19 protein-coding genes and 1 pseudogene are annotated in these 18,380 nt (G+C 63.3%); 16 read left to right on the top strand and 4 right to left on the bottom strand.

Annotated features, from left to right (window positions below; translation table 11 throughout):
* The first annotated feature begins 73 nt into the window (after positions 1–73).
* Genes ACODSR_RS07605 through ACODSR_RS07570 form a run of 8 tightly spaced genes read left to right on the top strand, consistent with a single transcriptional unit; the run spans position 74 to position 6,795 of the window.
* Entirely contained in the window at positions 74–991 is a 918-nt protein-coding gene (locus ACODSR_RS07605) for an MBL fold metallo-hydrolase (RefSeq protein ID WP_489075208.1), read from the top strand.
* On the top strand, positions 988–1,425 hold the full coding sequence (locus ACODSR_RS07600) for a YeeE/YedE family protein (protein WP_489075206.1): 438 nt from the start codon (positions 988–990) through the stop codon (positions 1,423–1,425). The genes ACODSR_RS07605 and ACODSR_RS07600 overlap by 4 nt, the downstream gene beginning before the upstream one ends.
* Complete coding sequence (locus ACODSR_RS07595; protein ID WP_489075205.1) at positions 1,425–1,835, top strand: DUF6691 family protein; 411 nt, start codon at positions 1,425–1,427, stop codon at positions 1,833–1,835. The genes ACODSR_RS07600 and ACODSR_RS07595 overlap by 1 nt, the downstream gene beginning before the upstream one ends.
* A 31-nt stretch (positions 1,836–1,866) precedes the next feature.
* Positions 1,867–3,444: a bifunctional protein tyrosine phosphatase family protein/NAD(P)/FAD-dependent oxidoreductase gene (locus tag ACODSR_RS07590; RefSeq protein WP_489075203.1), complete on the top strand. Its 1,578-nt coding sequence runs from the start codon at positions 1,867–1,869 to the stop codon at positions 3,442–3,444.
* Complete coding sequence (locus ACODSR_RS07585; RefSeq protein WP_489075202.1) at positions 3,441–4,238, top strand: sulfite exporter TauE/SafE family protein; 798 nt, start codon at positions 3,441–3,443, stop codon at positions 4,236–4,238. Before ACODSR_RS07590 ends, ACODSR_RS07585 begins: the two co-directional genes overlap by 4 nt.
* 54 nt (positions 4,239–4,292) lie before the next feature.
* Entirely contained in the window at positions 4,293–5,696 is a 1,404-nt protein-coding gene (locus ACODSR_RS07580) for a cytochrome ubiquinol oxidase subunit I (RefSeq protein WP_489075200.1), read from the top strand.
* Entirely contained in the window at positions 5,693–6,691 is a 999-nt protein-coding gene (gene cydB, locus ACODSR_RS07575) for a cytochrome d ubiquinol oxidase subunit II (RefSeq protein WP_489075198.1), read from the top strand. Before ACODSR_RS07580 ends, cydB begins: the two co-directional genes overlap by 4 nt.
* Positions 6,691–6,795, top strand: a complete 105-nt coding sequence (locus tag ACODSR_RS07570; protein WP_489075196.1) for a DUF2474 family protein — start codon at positions 6,691–6,693, stop codon at positions 6,793–6,795. The genes cydB and ACODSR_RS07570 overlap by 1 nt, the downstream gene beginning before the upstream one ends.
* A 223-nt stretch (positions 6,796–7,018) precedes the next feature.
* Here ACODSR_RS07570 and ACODSR_RS07565 read toward each other — a convergent pair.
* Positions 7,019–7,262: pseudogene (locus ACODSR_RS07565) on the bottom strand (tyrosine-type recombinase/integrase); the annotation flags it as partial.
* Between the two features lie 157 nt (positions 7,263–7,419).
* Here ACODSR_RS07565 and ACODSR_RS07560 point away from each other — a divergent pair.
* The 7 genes from ACODSR_RS07560 (at position 7,420) to ACODSR_RS07530 (ending at position 13,841) form a co-directional block, all read left to right on the top strand.
* Positions 7,420–8,076 (top strand): isochorismatase family protein, encoded by a 657-nt coding sequence (locus ACODSR_RS07560; protein ID WP_489075194.1) that lies wholly within the window; start codon positions 7,420–7,422, stop codon positions 8,074–8,076.
* 63 nt (positions 8,077–8,139) lie between these two features.
* Positions 8,140–8,979, top strand: a complete 840-nt coding sequence (locus ACODSR_RS07555) for an alpha/beta fold hydrolase (RefSeq protein ID WP_489075192.1) — start codon at positions 8,140–8,142, stop codon at positions 8,977–8,979.
* Positions 8,980–9,001: 22 nt separating this feature from the next.
* Positions 9,002–9,250: a DUF1427 family protein gene (locus ACODSR_RS07550; protein ID WP_489075190.1), complete on the top strand. Its 249-nt coding sequence runs from the start codon at positions 9,002–9,004 to the stop codon at positions 9,248–9,250.
* The gene (locus ACODSR_RS07545) at positions 9,247–11,172 is read left to right on the top strand and encodes an amidohydrolase (protein WP_489075188.1); all 1,926 of its coding nucleotides are present in this window, start codon (positions 9,247–9,249) and stop codon (positions 11,170–11,172) included. Before ACODSR_RS07550 ends, ACODSR_RS07545 begins: the two co-directional genes overlap by 4 nt.
* Positions 11,173–11,266: 94 nt before the next feature.
* Positions 11,267–11,692, top strand: coding sequence for a DoxX family protein (locus ACODSR_RS07540; RefSeq protein WP_489075186.1), 426 nt, complete (start codon positions 11,267–11,269; stop codon positions 11,690–11,692).
* 1 nt (position 11,693) lies between these two features.
* Positions 11,694–13,034 carry an alginate export family protein gene (locus ACODSR_RS07535; protein ID WP_489075432.1) on the top strand — a complete coding sequence of 447 codons (1,341 nt, stop codon included), beginning with the start codon at positions 11,694–11,696 and terminating at the stop codon, positions 13,032–13,034.
* A gap of 105 nt (positions 13,035–13,139) precedes the next feature.
* Positions 13,140–13,841, top strand: a complete 702-nt coding sequence (locus ACODSR_RS07530; protein WP_489075184.1) for a YoaK family protein — start codon at positions 13,140–13,142, stop codon at positions 13,839–13,841.
* Here ACODSR_RS07530 and ACODSR_RS07525 read toward each other — a convergent pair.
* Entirely contained in the window at positions 13,838–14,440 is a 603-nt protein-coding gene (locus ACODSR_RS07525) for a TMEM175 family protein (RefSeq protein ID WP_489075182.1), read from the bottom strand. The genes ACODSR_RS07530 and ACODSR_RS07525 overlap by 4 nt on opposite strands.
* Entirely contained in the window at positions 14,433–15,362 is a 930-nt protein-coding gene (locus ACODSR_RS07520) for a LysR family transcriptional regulator (RefSeq protein WP_489075180.1), read from the bottom strand. Before ACODSR_RS07520 ends, ACODSR_RS07525 begins: the two co-directional genes overlap by 8 nt.
* Positions 15,363–15,478: 116 nt before the next feature.
* Between ACODSR_RS07520 and ACODSR_RS07515 the strand changes: the two genes are divergently transcribed.
* On the top strand, positions 15,479–16,177 hold the full coding sequence (locus ACODSR_RS07515; protein ID WP_489075179.1) for a pirin family protein: 699 nt from the start codon (positions 15,479–15,481) through the stop codon (positions 16,175–16,177).
* A gap of 85 nt (positions 16,178–16,262) precedes the next feature.
* Here the strand turns inward: ACODSR_RS07515 and ACODSR_RS07510 are convergent, their stop codons facing one another.
* Complete coding sequence (locus ACODSR_RS07510) at positions 16,263–18,368, bottom strand: phosphocholine-specific phospholipase C (protein WP_489075177.1); 2,106 nt, start codon at positions 18,366–18,368, stop codon at positions 16,263–16,265.
* Between the last annotated feature and the right edge of the window lie 12 nt (positions 18,369–18,380).

Genomic DNA, 18,380 nt, shown 5'->3' with positions numbered 1-18,380 from the left:
ATGGCAAGCTCTTGACTATTACAAATTATATAAATACATAATTCATGTAAATATGAAATTAAAGGAGAGTCGCATGGCCGACCCTGCGCTTGCCAAAGCCCACGCCCAAATCGCTACCGCCCGAAATGGCGTACCGGTGGTCAAGGCGTTTTTCGATGCACTCACCTTCACCGTGACCTATGTGGTCCATGATACCCAAACCCGCCGCGCCGCCGTGATCGACAGCGTGCTGACCTATGATCCCGCCGCCGGGCGCACCGGGCATGAGGCTGTCGATCCGGTCATAGCCTATGTCGAGGAACAGGGGCTGAGCGTCGACTGGCATCTGGAAACCCATGCCCATGCCGATCATCTGTCGGCTGCGCCCTATCTCCAGCAGAAGCTGGGCGGGAAGATCGCGATCGGCGCGTATATCTGCGAAGTGCAGCGGACGTTCGGTTCGCTGTTCAATGCCGGTGCTGATTTTCGGCGCGACGGGTCGGACTTCGACCATCTCTGGGCTGATGGCGACCAGTTCATGATCGGCAGCCTGGCGGTCACGGTGCTGCATGTGCCGGGCCATACCCCCGCCTGCGTCGCCTATGTGATCGGCGATGCGGTGTTCGTGGGCGACACCATGTTCATGCCCGATTACGGCACTGCCCGCGCCGACTTCCCCGGCGGCGATGCTCGCACTCTGTTCCGCTCGCTGCGCCGCCTGCTGCAACTGCCGCCTGAAACCCGGCTGTTCCTGTGCCACGATTATCTGCCCGTAGGCCGCGACCATTATGTCTGGGAAACCACGGTTGCAGAGCAACGCCGCGCCAACATCCATGCCCATGATGGCGTGAGCGAGGATGATTTCGTCGCCATGCGCGAGGCGCGCGACGCGACGCTGGCGATGCCGCGCCTGATCCTGCCGTCGGTGCAGGTCAATATGCGCGCGGGCCATATGCCGCCGCCTGACGACAATGGCGTCACCTATCTCAAGATCCCGGTGAACCAGCTATGATCCCCGCCTTTCCAGAGGCGCAGCCGGTTGCAGGGCTGATCGGCGGGCTGATGATCGGGCTGGCCGCCGCGATCATGCTGCTGGGGCTGGGGCGGATCGCCGGGGTCAGCGGCCTTGCGGCGCGTGCGACGGGCCTGTCGACCAGTGGTGCGCCGCGTGGCGTGGCGATAGCGTTCATCATTGGCTTGCCGCTGGGCGCATGGATCGTGGCATTGTTGTCAGGCGGCGTGCCTGCGACCTTTCCCGCGCCCGGCCTGCTGATCGTCGCGGGCCTGATCGTCGGCTTCGGCACGCGGCTGGGGTCGGGCTGCACCAGCGGCCATGGCGTGTGCGGGCTGTCGCGCCTGTCGCGTCGCTCGATGGTGGCGACTACTCTGTTCATGGGCAGCGGCTTTGTGACCGTGGCGCTGATGCGTTTGGCAGGGGCAATCTGATGCGGATCATGTTGGCGCTTTTGTCGGGCACGCTGTTCGGCGCGGGACTGGCGATTTCCGGCATGGCCGATCCGATGCGGGTGCGGGCCTTTCTCGATCTGCTTGGGCCATGGGATCCCACGCTCGCCTTCGTCATGGGTGGGGCGATGATTCCGATGGCGTTGGCGTGGATCGCGCAGAAGCGGCTCGATCGACCTTTTGCCGACGACGCCTTTACCCTGCCCAAAACACGCGGGATCGACGGCAAGCTGGCGCTCGGCGCGATCCTGTTCGGCATCGGCTGGGGCATTGGCGGGCTTTGTCCCGGTCCTGCCATCGCCAGCCTGTCGCTCGCCCCTTCGGCGGTCGCCCCGTTCTTGCTGGCCATGCTCGGCGGCATTGCGATCCATCGCTTCACCATAAAATCATAACCGGCCCCGCGCCGGACTGAGGAGGTTTCCCATGGACATCAAGCAACTGACCCCGATGCTGAGCGTCGCCCCGCAACTGACGTGCGCCCAAGTGGCGCAGGCGGGCGCGGCGGGCTTCCGCGCGATCCTTTGCAATCGGCCGGATGGCGAAGGCCCGGACCAGCCGACAGCGGCAGAGATTGGCGCAGCGGCACGCGCGGCGGGATTGGGCTTTGCTTATGTCCCGGCGGTGGCAGGCGCACTGACGGATTCCGACGCGGCGGCAATGCGGGCGGTCCTCGACAGTTTGCCGGGTCCAGTGCTGGCCTATTGCCGATCGGGCGCGCGGGCGGAAAAGCTGGCCGAGATGGCGGGCGCTTTGCAGGCCAGGGATGTGGCGCATTACGATGTCCTGATCGTTGGCGGCGGCAGCGCGGGCATCGCCACCGCCGCCAGCACCCTCAAGCGGCGGCGTGGCATTCGTCTGGCCATCATCGAACCGAGCGAGGCGCATTATTATCAGCCCGGCTGGACGATGGTGGGGGCAGGCGTGTTCGACAGCGGCTTTACCAGGCGGAGCGAGGCCGGATTGATCCCGCATGGCGCGGAATGGATCAGGGCATCGGCAAGCAGTTTCCGGCCTGACGACAAGCAGGTCGTGCTGCATGATGGCCGCCGGATCAGCTATGGCGTGCTGGTGGTGTGTCCCGGCATCGTGCTGGACTGGCATGCTATCCCCGGTCTGTCCGATGCGCTGGGGCATGATGGCGTGACGTCCAACTATCGCTATGACTTGGCCCCCTATACCAACCGTCTGGTGCGGCAGTTCAAAGGCGGACGCGCCCTGTTCACCCAGCCGCCCATGCCGATCAAATGCGCGGGCGCGCCGCAAAAGGCGATGTATCTGTCGTGCCATCGCTGGGAGAAGTCGGGGGTGCTGGCGGACAGTGACGTGCAGTTTCATACCGCCGGAGGCGTATTGTTCGGCGTCCCGGCCTATGTCCCGGCGTTGATGGACTATGTCGATCGCTATGGCATCAACCTCAATTTCGGGTCGAAACTGGTCGAGATTGACGGTCCCTCAAAAACCGCGATCTTCGAACAGGCGGACGGCGCAAGCGTCAAGCGCGTCGCGGAGCCGTTCGACATGATCCATGTCGTGCCACCGCAGGTCGCGCCTGATTTCATCCGCACCAGCCCGCTTGCCGGCGCATCCGGCTTTGTCGAGGTGGACGAAGCCACGCTGCGCCACCCGCGTTATCCCGACATTTTCTCGCTGGGCGACGCCTGCTCGACCTCCAATGCCAAGACGATGGCCGCCGCGCGCAAGCAGGCGCCGGTGGTGGCGGTCAATGCGCTGGCGGCGCTGGACGGCGATCCGCCAGTCGCAACCTATGACGGCTATGGCAGCTGCCCGTTGACGGTGGAGGCGGGCAAGATCGTGCTGGCCGAATTCGGTTATGGCGGCAAGCTGATGCCCAGCTTCCCCAATTGGCTGATCGACGGCACCCGGCCGTCCCGCCTGTCCTGGCTGCTCAAGGATACGATCCTGCCGCCAGTCTATTGGCACGGTATGCTCAAGGGGCGCGAGTGGATGGTCAAACCCCAGATGATCGACGCGCGGCCATGATGGACATGACGCAATATCTGCTCGGCGGACTGTCCGGCGGGCTGGTCGGCTTCGTGCTGGGGCTGGTCGGCGGCGGCGGGTCGATCCTTGCCGTGCCGCTGATGGTCTATCTGGTCGGCGTGCCCAATGCCCATGTCGCCATCGGCACCAGCGCGCTAGCAGTCGCGGCCAATGCGGCGGCAGGCCTAACCAGCCATGCCCGCGCTCATCATGTCAAATGGCGCTGTGGCGGCATCTATGCGGCGGCGGGAATAGTCGGGGCGCTCGCCGGGTCCACCTTCGGCAAGATGGTCGATGGCGACAAGCTGCTGGCGTTGTTTGCGCTGGTCATGCTGCTCGTCGGGGCGCTCATGCTGAAGGGGCGCGGCAATCCGGGCAATCCGGGGGCAGAATGCAATCGGGAGAAAGCGCCCAAGGTCGTCGCCTATGGGCTGGGATCGGGATTATTCTCCGGCTTTTTCGGCATTGGCGGCGGTTTCCTGATCGTGCCGGGTCTGGTCGCTTCGACGGGGATGCCGATGCTGATGGCGGTCGGCACGTCGCTGGTCGCAGTGACCGCCTTTGGTCTGACGACGGCGGCGAGCTATGCTTTCTCTGGGCTCATCGACTGGCCTCTCGCAGCGGTGTTCGTCGTCGGTGGCATCGCGGGCAGCATCGGCGGCACGCGGCTGGCAGAGACACTGGGCGGCAAGACCGGTCGGTTGACCACCTTGTTCGCCGTACTGATCTTCGTCGTCGCGTTCTACATGCTCTGGCGCAGCGCCGCTGCCTTTCTGCCCGGCATGACAATCTGACCCATCCCGCTCATCCCGCGCGCCTGCTACAAGAGAGCGCGAAAGGACATGCCCATGTTCGATTCCCTTGACGCCCTGCTTCTCGCCCGTGCGCAATTCGCCTGCACCGTCAGTTTTCACTTCCTGTTCCCGGCTTTTTCCATCGGCCTGGCCAGTTACCTCATGGTGCTGGAGGGGCTGTGGCTGGCGACCGGAAAGGGCGTCTATGCCAATCTGTTCCGCTACTGGCTCAAGATTTTCGCTGTCGTATTCGCCATGGGTGTGGTGTCGGGCATCGTCATGTCCTACCAGTTCGGCACCAACTGGTCGGTCTTTTCCGACAAGGCCGGGCCGGTCATCGGCCCGCTCATGGCCTATGAAGTGCTGACCGCCTTCTTCCTGGAGGCGGGATTTCTGGGCGTCATGCTGTTCGGCATCAACAAGGTCGGGCGAAAGCTGCATTTCACCGCGACCTGCGCGGTGGCGATCGGCACCTTCATTTCCGCTTTCTGGATACTTTCGGTCAACAGCTGGATGCAGACGCCGACCGGCTATGAGATGGGCGCAAACGGGCAGTTCCTGCCTGGCCCAAGCTGGACCGCGATCATCTTCAACCCCAGCTTCCCCTATCGGCTGGTCCATACCGTGCTGGCCGCCTATCTGACCACGGCCTTTGCGGTCGGCGGCGTCGGCGCATGGCATCTGCTCAAGGACCGAACCAACCCCGGCGCACGCACCATGTTTTCGATGGCGATGTGGATGGCCGCGATCGTCGCGCCGATCCAGATCTTCGCGGGCGACATGCACGGCCTCAACACGCTGGAGCATCAGCCCGTCAAGGTGATGGCAATGGAAGGCCATTATGACAGCCATCCCGACGGTGCGCCGCTGATCCTGTTCGGCATCCCCGATAGCGCCAACAGGCGGGTCGATTATGCCATTTCCATCCCCAAGGCATCGTCGCTGATCCTCAAACATGATCTGAATGCGCCAATGAAGGGTCTGGACAGCGTGCCGGACGCCGACAAGCCGCCGGTCGGCATCGTGTTTTGGGCGTTCCGGGTGATGGTGGGGATTGGCTTTGCGATGCTGGGCCTTGGCCTGTGGAGCCTGATTGCCCGCGCGCGCGGCAAACTGCACGACTGGCCATGGCTGCACCGCGCCGCCTTGCTGATGGGGCCAGCAGGCTTTGTCGCCGTGCTGGCGGGGTGGGTCGTGACCGAGGTGGGGCGGCAACCCTTCACCATCTACGGCTTGCTGCGCACCGCCAACAGCGCATCGCCGCTCGACGCACCTGCGGTTGCGGCATCGCTGCTGGCTTTCGTGCTGGTCTATTTCAGCGTGTTCGGCATGGGCATCTGGTATCTGCTGCACCTGATGAAGAAGCCACCGGAGGCACATGAAAGCGCGCTGGATGGCGCGCCGATCCGCACCGCCGGCATCACCCCTGCACCCGCCATCGAAGGAGGCGAAGGATGATCGACCTGACTGTCATCTGGGCCGGGATCATCGGCTTTGCCATCGTCGCTTATGTCGTGATGGATGGCTTTGACCTTGGCATCGGCATCCTTTTCCCGCTGTTCAAGGTGGGCAAGGACCGCGACACCGCGATGAACAGCATCGCACCGGTATGGGATGGCAACGAAACATGGCTGGTGCTGGGCGGCGGCGGTCTGCTCGCCGCCTTTCCACTGGCCTATGCCATCATCCTGCCTGCGCTTTATGCCCCGTTGATTGCGATGCTGCTCGGCCTCGTCCTGCGCGGCGTCGCGTTCGAGTTCCGGTGGCGCGACCCGGCGCACCGCGTATGGTGGGACCGTGCCTTCACTGGCGGATCGGCGGTCGCCACCTTTGCGCAGGGTGTGGCACTGGGTGCATTGCTTCAGGGCATCAGCGTGGAAGGGCGCGCCTATTCCGGCGGCTGGTGGGAATGGCTCTCGCCCTTCTCGCTGCTGACCGGCTTGGCGCTGATGGTCGGCTATGCGTTGCTGGGGGCGTGTTGGCTCAACTGGAAAACCGAAGGCGGATTGCAGCGGCAAGTGGTGACCTATGCCGGACGGTTGGGCATCGCGCTGCTCATTCTGATCGGCATAGTCAGCCTGGCCACGCTGACGCTGGAAGCCAGCTACCAGAACCGCTGGCTCTCCTGGCCCGGCGTGCTTGCCACGGCGCAGGTGCCGCTGGCGACGGTCATCGTAACGGCCCTGTTCTATCGCAGCCTGTCGCGGCGCAAGGATGCCCAGCCCTTTCTGTGGGCGCTCGCCCTGTTCGGCCTGTGCCTGCTGGGGCTGGGCATCTCTATCTGGCCCTATGTCATTCCGGCGCGTGTCACCATCTGGGAAGCGGCAGCGCCCTATCGCAGCCAGTTGTTCATGCTGGTGGGCGGCGCGGTGCTGGTGCCGGTGATCCTGGCCTATACCGCCTGGGCCTATTGGGTGTTCAGGGGTAAGGTCGGCAGTGAGGGATATCACTGATGCGCGGGCGGATGATCCGGCTGGGCTGGTTCGTGGGGCTATGGACCGCAAGCGTCGCGGCGCTGCTGCTCGTGTCGCTGGGAATACGCCATTGGCTGGTGTGACGCTTGTTCACGCCAACTCATGCGGTTATCTTGAAAATACCCTTTCGACGTGTAAAATAATTCTGGCCGGGCGTTTGCAGGGTCGACCCTGTGTGGACGTTTAAGGAACGGTTTTGCTCATCCAGGAGCGGACCGGCAGCTTTCCCTTAAATCACTGCCGATGCCGATCCACCCCGTTTCACCTGTTAATGCTGGCTCCCGGTTTGCAAAGAGCCAGCCAGTGTTAAACTTCCGTACCTTCCCCCAAGGTCAGAGCATCCTCCACATCCACACCAAGATATCGAACCGTGCTTTCGATCTTCCTATGCCGGAGCAGTATCTGAACAGCACATAGGTTCCCCGTCGCCTTATATGATTGATGCCTTCGTGCGCCTCAGCGAATGGGTGCCGTAGTCCTCGCTAGGCAAGCCAATTCCCGTGACCCATTCATCGACCAGGCGGGCATATTGGCGTGTGCTTATATGGGCCGCATGGTCGGTGCGGCTAACCTTCATCGCTCAATCGTTCTGGAAAATAGAAATGTAGGGACAGATTTATCCTACTGTTTCGATACAATGCCGAGCGTTAGAGCTGTATCCACACCCGGAACAACCCCGGTGCCGCCCTTCAAAACGGAGACATCTCATGACCATCACCGCCACCCCGACGCCCGGCAAGTCCCTCATTTCCGCCAATGATCACACGCTGATCATGATCGATTTCCAGTCGCAAATGGCCTTCGCCACCAAGTCCATCTCCACCGAACTGTTGCGCAACAACGCCGCGCTGGTCGCCAATGCCGCCGCTGGCTTCAAAGTCTCCACCATCCTGACCACCGTCGCCGTCGACAGCTTTTCCGGCCCGATGTTCAGCGAAATCACCGACGCCTTTCCCGGCCAGATGCTGCTCGACCGCACGTCGATGAATACGTGGGAAGACGCCGCCGTCATCGACGAAGTCAACCGCATCGGCAAAGAGCGCGTGATCTTCGCTGGCCTGTGGACATCGGTCTGCATCGTCGGCCCCGTCGCCTCGGCCATTGACCAGGGTTTCGACGTCTATTTCATCTCCGACGCCTGTGGCGACATTTCCGAGGAAGCGCATGAACGTGCCGTCGAGCGGATGATCCAGCTGGGCGCCAAGCCGATGACCTCGCTGCAATATCTGCTCGAACTGCAGCGCGACTGGGCACGGACAGAAACCTACGACATGACCACCGGCTTCGCGAAAAAATGGGGCGGCGCCTATGGCCTTGGCATCACATACGCCAAGACGATGTTCAACGCATCGGAATCGCACTGATCCGGCCGGGCGACCGGGGCTGATCCCGGCCGCCCCTATCCCACTATCTGCAAGGAATTCCCCATGAGCAATTTCGTCACCACCGCCGACGGCGTCGATATTTTCTACAAGGATTGGGGCGGCAAGGACGCCCAGCCGATCATGTTCCACCATGGCTGGCCGCTCTCGTCGGACGATTGGGATGCGCAGATGCTGTTCTTCCTGTCAAAGGGCTTCCGCGTCATTGCGCATGACCGCCGCGGCCATGGCCGTTCTGCCCAAGTCGATTTCGGCCATGACATGGCCCATTATGCCGCCGACGCCGCTGCGGTGGCCGAGCATCTGGACCTGCGCAACGCCATCCATATCGGCCATTCGACCGGCGGCGGCGAAGTCGCGGCCTATGTCGCCCGCCACGGCCAGCCGCAGGGGCGCGTGGCCAAGGCTGTGCTGGTCAGCGCCGTTCCCCCGATCATGTTGAAGACCGATCGCTATCCCGGCGGCCTGCCGATGGATGTGTTCGACGGCCTGCGCGCCGGCCTCGCCGCCAATCGCGCCCAATTCTTCCGCGATGTCGCTGCCGGTCCTTTCTACGGCTTCAACCGCGACGGCGCAGACGTGAAACCTGCCGTCATCGACAATTGGTGGCGTCAGGGCATGATGGGCAGCGCGCTTGCGCATTATGAAGGGATCAAGGCGTTTTCCGAGACCGACCAGACCGATGATCTGAAGGCCATCACCGTGCCGACTCTGGTGCTCCATGGCGATGACGATCAGGTCGTGCCCTACCAGAACGCCGGGGTACTTCAGGCCGAAATCCTGCCAAACGCCACGCTCAAAATCTACCAGGGCTATTCGCACGGCATGTTGACCATGAATGCAGACGTGCTCAACGCTGACATCCTCGCCTTCATCCATTCCTGAGCCAAGATTAGGGAGAACGGACATGAAAGCCTATTTTCTTGCACTGGGTGCCGGGCTGGTCGTTGGCATCGTCTATAGCCTGATGGGCGTTCGTTCTCCCGCCCCGCCGGTCATCGCGCTGGTCGGGTTGGCGGGGATATTGCTGGGGGAACAGCTGATCCCGGTCGGAAAGCGCTTCGCCAGCCTGCCCGAACTGACTCGTTTCGTGGCGACAGATTGTGCCCGTCATGTGCTGGGCGACCTGCCCGACAACCGGAGCCGCGGCGCATGATGACCCGCAGACAGGCGCTAGCCAGCGCCGCCAGCCTCCCCCTTATGACCGCTACGGAGAGTTTCGCCATGACCCCGACCGACCTCATCCTCGTCAACGCCAAGGTCACGACCCTCGACCGCGAGAATCCGATCGCCGAGGCCGTCGCCATCAGGGGCGGCAAGTTCCTGGCCGTGGGGAGCGAGCAGGAGGTTCGCGCTGCCGCCGCACCGGACGCCACCGTCATTGATGCAAAGGGCCGCCGCCTGATCCCCGGTTTGATCGACAGCCACATCCATGTCATCCGGGGCGGCCTCAACTATAATATGGAACTGCGCTGGGAAGGCGTGCCGAGCCTGTCCGAAGCGATGGCGATGCTCAAGCGTCAGGCCGAGAACACCCCGCCGCCCCAGTGGGTCCGCGTCGTCGGCGGCTTCACCGAACATCAGTTCGCCGAAAAGCGCCTGCCCACCATCGCCGAGATAAATGACGCCGCGCCCGATACGCCGGTGTTCATCCTGCACCTCTATGATCGTGCGCTGCTGAACGCTGCTGCATTGCGGGCGGTGGGTTATACGAAGGATACGCCCAACCCGCCGGGCGGCGAGATTGTGCGCGATGCGCAGGGCAATCCCACCGGGCTGCTGCTGGCCCAGCCCAATGCGACGATCCTCTATTCCACCCTCGCGAAAGGGCCGAAGCTGCCCCAGGACTATCAGCTCAACAGCACCAAGCATTTCATGCGCGAGTTGAACTCGCTTGGTGTGACCAGCGTCATCGACGCGGGCGGCGGATCGCAAAATTATCCCGACGATTATGAAGTGATCGACAAGCTGCACAAGGATGGCGAACTCACCCTGCGCATCGCCTACAACCTGTTCACCCAGAAGCCGAAGGAAGAGCTGAAGGATTTTGCCAGCTGGTCGACCCAGATCAAGCCGGGCGATGGGGACGACAGCTATCGTCACAATGGCGCGGGCGAAATGCTGGTCTATTCCGCCGCCGATTTCGAGGATTTCCGGGTCGCGCGGCCGGATATGGCGCCGCAGATGGAGGGCGATCTGGAGCCGGTCATCCGCCTGCTGGCCGAACGCCGCTGGCCATGGCGGCTGCACGCCACCTATGACCAGACGATCAGCCGTGCGCTCGACGTGTTCGAGAAGGTAAACAAGGACATCCCGCTCACAGGCCTCAACTGGTTCTTCGACCATGCCGAAACGATCAGCGATCGTAATATCGACCGGATCGCAGCCTTGGGCGGCGGCATCGCGGTGCAGCATCGCATGGCGTTTCAGGGCGAATATTTCGTCGAACGCTACGGCGCGAAAGCGGCCGAAGCGACGCCACCGATCAAGAAGATGATGGCGGCGGGCATCCCGGTTGGTGCCGGTACTGACGCCACCCGTGTTGCGAGCTATAATCCATGGGTTTCGCTGTCCTGGCTGGTCACGTCCAAGACCGTCGGTGGCCTGACGCTCTATCCTGTCCGCAACCGGCTCGACCGCGAAACCGCGCTGCGCCTGTGGACCGAGCGCAACACATGGTTCTCCAACGAGGTGGGTAAAAAGGGGCAGATCAAGGCGGGACAACTGGCCGACCTGGCGCTGTTATCCGACGATTATTTCAGCGTGGCAGAGGATGAAATCGCGCATCTGCGTTCGGTCCTGACCGTGCTGGGCGGCAAGATCGTCTATGGTGAGGGCGATTTCGGACCGTTGGCACCGCTTGCGCCCAAGGCGATGCCAGACTGGTCGCCGGTGGCGACCTTCGGTGGCCATTATCGCCGCAACGAAACGGCGAAGAAGCTGGCGTCGGCTTGCGGTTGCGCCTCATCGTGCAATGTCCATGGCCACGACCATGCCGCCGCATTGGGTGCGAACGTCACTGCCGCCGATGTCCAGAGCTTCTGGGGATCGCTCGGCTGCGGCTGCTGGGCCGTCTGAACGCACCTCTCCCCGGAAAGGGAGGAGCCAAGGAAGCCAACCCATTGCCGTCAACGCGCTGTGATCGACACCGCGCGAACGGAGGAGAATTGCCATGTCCGTCGACAATCCCCGCATCCTTGCCGTCCTGCTCGACTGGCCCGGCACGGCCTTCCTCGCCCGCCTTGCGCTGACTAGTCCTTATCTGCTCGGCGGCATCATGAAGCTCACCGACTGGCCGGGCGCGGTAGCGGAGCAGGCGCATTTCGGGATGCAGCCCGCTACGCTCTTCGCCGCCGCAACGATCGCCGTGGAACTGGTCGGCCCAGTCCTCATCCTCGCCGATCGACTGGCGTGGCTGGGTGCAGGGAAGCTGGGCGTATTCACCCTGCTCGCAGCCATCGTCGCCAACGCCTTCTGGACGATGGACGGGCAGGATCGCTTCATGGCGACCAACGCCTTTTTCGAGCATCTGGGTCTGGTCGGTGGATTCGTCCTTGTTGCCATCCTCTCGCCCCGGCGGCTGCGCACGCGTGCGTAGCCTGCTGTTCCTGCTGGCTTGCGTCGCGACGCCCGCGCTCGGACAAAGCGGCGAGCCGTGGCAGCCGCCCACGCTCACCAACACCCGCTATGACGAGGATTGGGGCAAGCTGGCCAATCCCGACAATCGCGCCGGACGATGGACCGAGGATTTCAAATATGTCCCACTGGGCGGCGATGCATGGCTCTCCACCGGCATCGAACTGCGCGCCCGCAGCGAAAGCTATCGCAACAATTTGTGGGGCGGCGCAGATGCGCCCAACGACAGCTATTTGTGGCTGCGCGCGATGCCCTATGCCGACCTGCATGTCGGCAAATTCCGGGCCTTCGTGCAGCCGATCGCTGCCTATGCGGTCGGCGTGGCCCCCTCCGCCGGTCCGATCGACCAGAGCCGCATCGATCTGCTACAGGGATTTGCGCAAGCGGAGATCGGCCCGGTCATATTGCGGGCTGGACGGCAAATGCTTTCGCTCGGCACGGAACGGATCGTCGGCACACGTTACGGTCCCAACGTCCCGCTCGCCTTCGATGGTGCGCGCGCCGATGTGCGGATCGGCCAGGCGACCGTCAGCTTGCTAGCGGTCAAGCCAGTCCAGCCGGGCCTCGCCAGTTTCGACGACGCTACCTCCGACACAAAGGCGCTGTGGGGCGCTTATGCGGTGCTGCCCGGACTCGACATCTATTATTTGGGTTATCGCAACCGGTTGGCCCGCTTCGGCGGGATTACCGGGCGCGAGCGTCGGCACAGCATCGGCCTGCGGTCGCATGGCAAGCGCGGTGACTGGCGCTGGAATGTCGAGGGCCTTTACCAGTTCGGCACCTATGATGGCCAGCGCATCGCCGCCTGGACGCTGGGCACGGAAGTCGGCCGCGATTTCCCCGCGCTGCCGCTGTCGCCAGCTGCCACCCTGCGCTTCAACATCGTCAGCGGGGATCGCGATCCGGCGGACGGTCATCTTGGCACCTTCAACGCCCTGTTTCCGAAGGGCAAATATTTCGGTGAACTCTCCCCTGTCGGTCCGACCAACATTGTCAGCGTCAATCCGCGTGTTGGCTTCAATCTGGGCGGCGGCGTGTCGGCCAGCGTCGCAGCCATGGCCTATTGGCGCTACAGCCAGGGCGACGGCGTCTATGACATACCCGGCAACCTGATCCGCGCGGCGGGAAACAGCGATGCGCGCTTCATCGGCGAGGAGGCTGAAATGTCGGTGGCGTGGCAGGCCAGCCCGGAATGGGAATTGTCCACGTCCTTCTCCGCCTTCGCGCCGGGCGTCTTCATCCGGCAGACCGGTCCAGCTCGGACCATCCTGATGCTGGGGCTGGAAAGCAATTTTCGCTTCTGATCTTTTCCGATTCATCGAACATAACGGATTATCTTATTCGACTGAGAAGGCAGCATCCGGTCCGTTAAGCCCGTCTCGACCGAACATCTGTTGCAGGAGACCGCCATGACCCCGTCCAAATCCACCGCTTCGCCCTTGCCCTGGCTGCTGCTGTTGCTGTCCGTCACCACCGGCCTCGTCGATGCCATCTCGGTGCTTGGCCTTGGCAAGGTGTTCACCGCCAACATGACCGGCAACATTGTATTCCTGGGCTTCGCTGCGGCAGGCACGCCCGGTTTTCGCGTGGCGCCCTATCTGGCGGCTATCGCCTTTTTCATGATTGGCGCGCTGGTGGCGGGGCGAGTGGGCAAGCATCATGCGGGACTGCCGCTGCGCGGCTGGCTGTTCGTCGCCGCGCTGGTGGAGGCGGCGCTGCTATGGATTGCAGCCGGTGTAGCTGTCGGCTTCGATGTCGCCAGCCAGTCGCCGGGGTATAAGGTCTTTGCGATCATCGCTCTGACTGGCCTTGCCATGGGTTTCCGCAACGCGACCATCCGCCAGTTGAAAGTGCCGGATCTGACGACCACGGTCTTGACGCTAACAGTCACCGGACTGGCCGCCGATTCCAGTCTTGCGGGCGGTACAAACCCCAACCGGGCGCGGCGTATCGGCAGCATCGCGGCGATCTTTCTGGGCGCAGCCATCGGTGCGTGGCTCGTGACGCATGGTGGCCTCGTCCTGCCGCTGTTGCTTGCCGGTTTCCTCGTCCTCGCCGGCACGCTGGCCTGCATGGCGCATCCGGCAGCGGGTGAAAGCGCCGCCGCCTAGTCGCTCAGCGCGCGCTCGATCCGCCGGTCGGGGACAAGCCAGGGCAGCAGGACAAAGATGTAGAGTGCTATCGCCACCGGCCGCGCGAAGAAGGCGGCTGGCACCGCGATGGCGTAGAGGGCGAGGGTGATCTTGCCCTTGCGATCCGATCCCACCGCGCGGGCCAACGCGGACTGTGCGCCGTTGCAGGCGATGATGGCCCGCTCGGTCAGCTCGTAACCGATCGCCGCCATCGCCAGCACTACACCATAGGAGGCCGTCGCCATCGGCGAAAAGCCGCTCGCGTCCAGCCAGCGGATGACGAAAGGGACGAGGCTGAGCCAAAACAGCAGAAACAGGTTGGCCCACAACACCTTACCGTCGATCCGGTCGGTCGCGTGCAGAAGATGATGGTGATTGTTCCAGTAAAGCCCGACATTGACGAAAGAGAGGATATAGGCGAGCAGGATCGGCAGGCTGTCGGACAGCGCGGCCAGGCTGCCGTCGCGCGGCACTTTCAGTTCCAGCACCATGATTGTGATGATGATAGCGACGACGCCATCGGTGAAGGCCTCCAGCCGACCGGAAGGCATGCCGCCGCCCCTGCTCTGATCAGACATCGCCCATCCCCTCCAGCGCCTTGTCATCGCGGCCCAGCGCAACGAACTGGTCGAGCAACCAAGAGGCAGCCGGGCCGGGCGGCGTATCGCGCCGCCACACGCCCGCGAACCGATACATGCCGCCAGTGTGATCCGGCATGGCCAACCGTATCAGCGACCCGTCGATCAGGTCCGGCTCGATCATCGGCAGCGGCATGTTGCCCCAGCCTACTCCCTCGCGCAGCAGCGCGTGCTTGGCCCCCAGATCGGCCAGACGCCAGGTCTTGGGACTCATCACCGAATAATCCTGTCCCTCGGTAAAGCGGGAGCGGTCGGTCAGCACCAGCTGGGTATAATCGCGCCCCGCGCCCGGCGGGATACGTTCCATCCGGCCCAGCGGATGATCGGGCGCGGCGACCGGTACCATCGGCACCGATCCCGCCGCGACGCACTCCACCCCATCGACCCCGGCCGCGAGCGGACCCGAAAGCCCGACGACTGCCCGCCGGTCCAGCACCATCGCGGTGATCGCGCCCAGCGCCTCGACATGCAGGCGCAACTGCACGGTCGGGAATTCAGCGGCGAAGGCGCGCAACACCTTGCCCAGCCGCTCGGCTGGCAGCATCACATCGACGGCGAAATCGACCTCCGCCTCCAGCCCGTCGAGCAGCCCCTTCACCTTGGCGCGCAGCCCGTCCATGCCGTGCGATATGCTGCGTGCTTCCGCCAGCAACGCCCGGCCCGCGACCGTCAGTACGGGCTTGCGCGTGCCCTCCCGCTCGAACAGAATCAGGCCAAGCTGCGCCTCCAGATTGGCGATGCCATAGCTGATGACCGATACGGCGCGGTTGAGCCGGCGTCCGGCGGCGGCAAAACTGCCCGTGTCCACGATCGTCAGAAATATGCGCAGCTGGTCGAAGGTCGGCGTGCCTGGCCTGTTCACTTTTCGATTTCCTCGAACGTTTCGTCCGCTTTTATCCCTCTGAGCGGACAGGCTCGCAAGCGATAAAAGCATCTCCAACAGGGCGGCACATCGCCGCCTACACTGGAGATACCGACATGATCGAACTTCGCCCCTATGACAGTCTCGGCGGCGCCAACCATGGCTGGCTGGACGCCAAGCATCATTTCTCGTTCGCTGGCTATCACGACCCTGCCCGTATGCACTGGGGCAATCTGCGCGTGTGGAATGACGACACTATTGCGCCCCACACTGGCTTCCCGCCGCACCCCCATCGCGACATGGAAATCATCACCTATGTCCGTGAAGGGGCGATCACCCATGAGGACAGCCTCGGCAACAAGGGCCGGACCGAAGCTGGTGACGTACAGGTGATGAGCGCGGGCACGGGCGTGCGCCACAGCGAATATAATCTGGAGGACGTGACCACCAGGATCTTCCAAATCTGGATTGTCCCTACCCGTGACGGCGAAGCGCCCAGCTGGGGTGCCAAGCCCTTCCCCAGGGGCGAGCGGTCGGGCCAGTTCGTGACGCTGGCGTCAGGCTATGAGAATGATAACGACGCCTTGCCGATCCGCACCGATGCCCGCATCGTCGCGGCGACATTGAAGGCAGGTGAAAGCGCCGAATATCCGCTGGGGCGGGACCGCAAGGCCTATCTGGTGCCCGCCACGGGCGCAATCAGCATCGACGACGTGCGTGTCAACGCACGCGACGGTGCCGCGATCAGCGACCTCGACGTGATCCGCGTGACAGCGATCGAAGACAGCGAAATTGTGCTCGTCGACGCTGCGTGATAAAAATGACGGCGTCAGCGCGCCTAATTTGCGCGCTGACGTTGGACGTGGGTATCGATCCGTTCTTGCTTGCCCTTATTCAGCCTCAGGCCCGCATGAGCGGGTCGCTGATGCCGTGGCGTCCAGTTTCGACCCGCCCGGCAAGGCGGATGTCCATGCCCGCCATGGCGACGGTCAGATCATACCAGTCTTCGCTCTTGCCCACCGGCCAGCGTTCGCTCGTGCTGCTGCCGCCGATCACCATGATCGCCCTGTCGGCCTGGACCCCATAGGCGTCCTTGCCCAATGTGACGCGCGCGGGGGTCGATCCATCGGATGCGAGGCGCAGGCGCATGGCCTTGCCCGCTGCATCATAACGGGCGGTGAGGATGGGTGCGGCGGCGGCTTGCAGCAGATCGCCGGTGAAGCCCCGCACGAAGCCGTTGGGGCCAAGCACGATGAGGTCGAAGCGGCCCTGATCGTCGGCCGTCCATTGGTCATTCAAGGATTTGCCTGCTTCCACCGTGTAGCGGCGGGGAATATGATCCAGCCTGTGCCTGTCATAGACATGGAAGACGGCACCGGCCCGTCCTTCATTGGTGAATGTCAGGGTGAGTGCGTCCTTCGTCGCAACGGCATCGACGTGGAGGATGTAAGGCAGGGCGCGCGAGCGGCGGATGCCCGCTTCCTGATACATATCCTGCGGCGCGCGGGGCGGCAGCGCTTTAGGACGGGTCAGATGCTCGGCCAGGATCGCGCTGGCGGCGCTGACATCGGGCAGGTCGGGGACGGTCGCGTCACCGCTCTGCGTGAAATCGAAGCAACTGGTCAGATCGCCACAGACGGCGCGATGCCACGGACTGATACCAGGGATCGTGATCCCGAAGCGCTTTTCGAGGAACTGGCCGACTGATGTGTGATCGAATATTTCGCTATTGACCCAGCCACCCCGGCTCCATGGCGAAACGACATACATGGGCACGCGCGGGCCAAGCCCCCAAGGGCGCGTCGTGCCGCTCACATTGTCATCGCGCGACGTATATTTGTCCTCATGGTCGTCGAAATATTCGCCCGCCAGATCGAGCGTCGCCTTGCCCGCCATCGTACCGTCGCGATTATAGGAAGGCGGCGCTGGCGGCGGCACATGGTCGAACAGCCCGTCATTTTCATCGAACGTCTGAAAAAAGACAGTCTGGCTCCAAACCTCCGGGTTGGCGGTCAGTGCGTCAAGGACTTCCGCTGTGAAGGCTGCACCTTCGATCGGGGTGGATGCGCTGGGATGTTCCGATCGCTCCTTGGGCGGCAGTACCCAGGACACGGCAGGCAGCGTCCCATCCTTCACATCCTGCGCGAACCGTTCGAGCGAAAACGCGCTCATGCCGCGCTGGTAGAGGCCGGATTCCGGCCTGGCATCGCGGAACCCCTTGAAGGCCAGGCCGCCGTGCATCGCGCCGGTCCAGTTATCATTGGGGTCCTGATAGATGCGCCAGTCGACCCCGGCAGCCTCCAGCACTTCGGGGATGGTCGCCCATTCGAGCGCATTGCCGGCATAGGTATAGCCAGGCTCCGGCAGCGCACCCTTGATCCAGCAGCGCAGATTGTTGGGCTCCGAATGCGTGTCTTGGCAATTTACGCCCTTGGCCGCGATAGCGGGATCGAAGCTGGAGCCGGACCAGAAGACGATGCGGTTTGGGTCGGTGCCGCTGGTGACCGAACAATGATAGGCGTCGCAAATGGTAAAGGCTTCAGCGAGCGCGAACTGGAACGGGATGTCGTCGCGCTTGTAATAGCCCATCGAATAGTCGGTCTTATATTTGGGCCACAGGCCGAATTTGCCTTGATTCCAGGCGGCTTGCGCGTCGGAGAAGCTATGCGGCGTGCCCGGAACCTTGAGCGCGTTGGTCCGCTCCGTATCCAGATGGAAGGGCGGCAGATCGCGCGCGCCGTTGGATTGCCACCAGACCGGGCGATTGTCGGGCAAGGGGATAGGATGGCGATCGCCAAAACCCCGCACCCCTTTCAACGTGCCGAAATAATGATCGAACGACCGGTTTTCCTGCATCAGGATGACGATATGCTTCACGTCCTTGATCGTGCCGGTCACGCGCTTGGGCGCGATGGCCAGCGCCCGCCCGATGCTGCCCGGCATGGCCGCCATGGTCCCCGCCACGCTGGCGGTCTTGAGGAAATCGCGTCTGTTCTTCAGGGACATGGCCGCTCCGAT

This window comes from Sphingobium sp. FG125 (assembly GCF_057809795.1).
The sequence above is the reverse complement of the archived record's forward strand: the minus strand, read 5'-3'. Positions and strand labels throughout refer to the sequence as shown.

Coding starts and splice junctions, on each gene's coding strand:
- ACODSR_RS07605 (WP_489075208.1), top strand. CDS start 74: ATGGCCGACCCTGCGCTTGCCAAAGCCCACGCCCAAATCGCTACCGCC.
- ACODSR_RS07600 (WP_489075206.1), top strand. CDS start 988: ATGATCCCCGCCTTTCCAGAGGCGCAGCCGGTTGCAGGGCTGATCGGC.
- ACODSR_RS07595 (WP_489075205.1), top strand. CDS start 1,425: ATGCGGATCATGTTGGCGCTTTTGTCGGGCACGCTGTTCGGCGCGGGA.
- ACODSR_RS07590 (WP_489075203.1), top strand. CDS start 1,867: ATGGACATCAAGCAACTGACCCCGATGCTGAGCGTCGCCCCGCAACTG.
- ACODSR_RS07585 (WP_489075202.1), top strand. CDS start 3,441: ATGATGGACATGACGCAATATCTGCTCGGCGGACTGTCCGGCGGGCTG.
- ACODSR_RS07580 (WP_489075200.1), top strand. CDS start 4,293: ATGTTCGATTCCCTTGACGCCCTGCTTCTCGCCCGTGCGCAATTCGCC.
- cydB (WP_489075198.1), top strand. CDS start 5,693: ATGATCGACCTGACTGTCATCTGGGCCGGGATCATCGGCTTTGCCATC.
- ACODSR_RS07570 (WP_489075196.1), top strand. CDS start 6,691: ATGCGCGGGCGGATGATCCGGCTGGGCTGGTTCGTGGGGCTATGGACC.
- ACODSR_RS07560 (WP_489075194.1), top strand. CDS start 7,420: ATGACCATCACCGCCACCCCGACGCCCGGCAAGTCCCTCATTTCCGCC.
- ACODSR_RS07555 (WP_489075192.1), top strand. CDS start 8,140: ATGAGCAATTTCGTCACCACCGCCGACGGCGTCGATATTTTCTACAAG.
- ACODSR_RS07550 (WP_489075190.1), top strand. CDS start 9,002: ATGAAAGCCTATTTTCTTGCACTGGGTGCCGGGCTGGTCGTTGGCATC.
- ACODSR_RS07545 (WP_489075188.1), top strand. CDS start 9,247: ATGATGACCCGCAGACAGGCGCTAGCCAGCGCCGCCAGCCTCCCCCTT.
- ACODSR_RS07540 (WP_489075186.1), top strand. CDS start 11,267: ATGTCCGTCGACAATCCCCGCATCCTTGCCGTCCTGCTCGACTGGCCC.
- ACODSR_RS07530 (WP_489075184.1), top strand. CDS start 13,140: ATGACCCCGTCCAAATCCACCGCTTCGCCCTTGCCCTGGCTGCTGCTG.
- ACODSR_RS07525 (WP_489075182.1), bottom strand. CDS start 14,440: ATGTCTGATCAGAGCAGGGGCGGCGGCATGCCTTCCGGTCGGCTGGAG.
- ACODSR_RS07515 (WP_489075179.1), top strand. CDS start 15,479: ATGATCGAACTTCGCCCCTATGACAGTCTCGGCGGCGCCAACCATGGC.
- ACODSR_RS07510 (WP_489075177.1), bottom strand. CDS start 18,368: ATGTCCCTGAAGAACAGACGCGATTTCCTCAAGACCGCCAGCGTGGCG.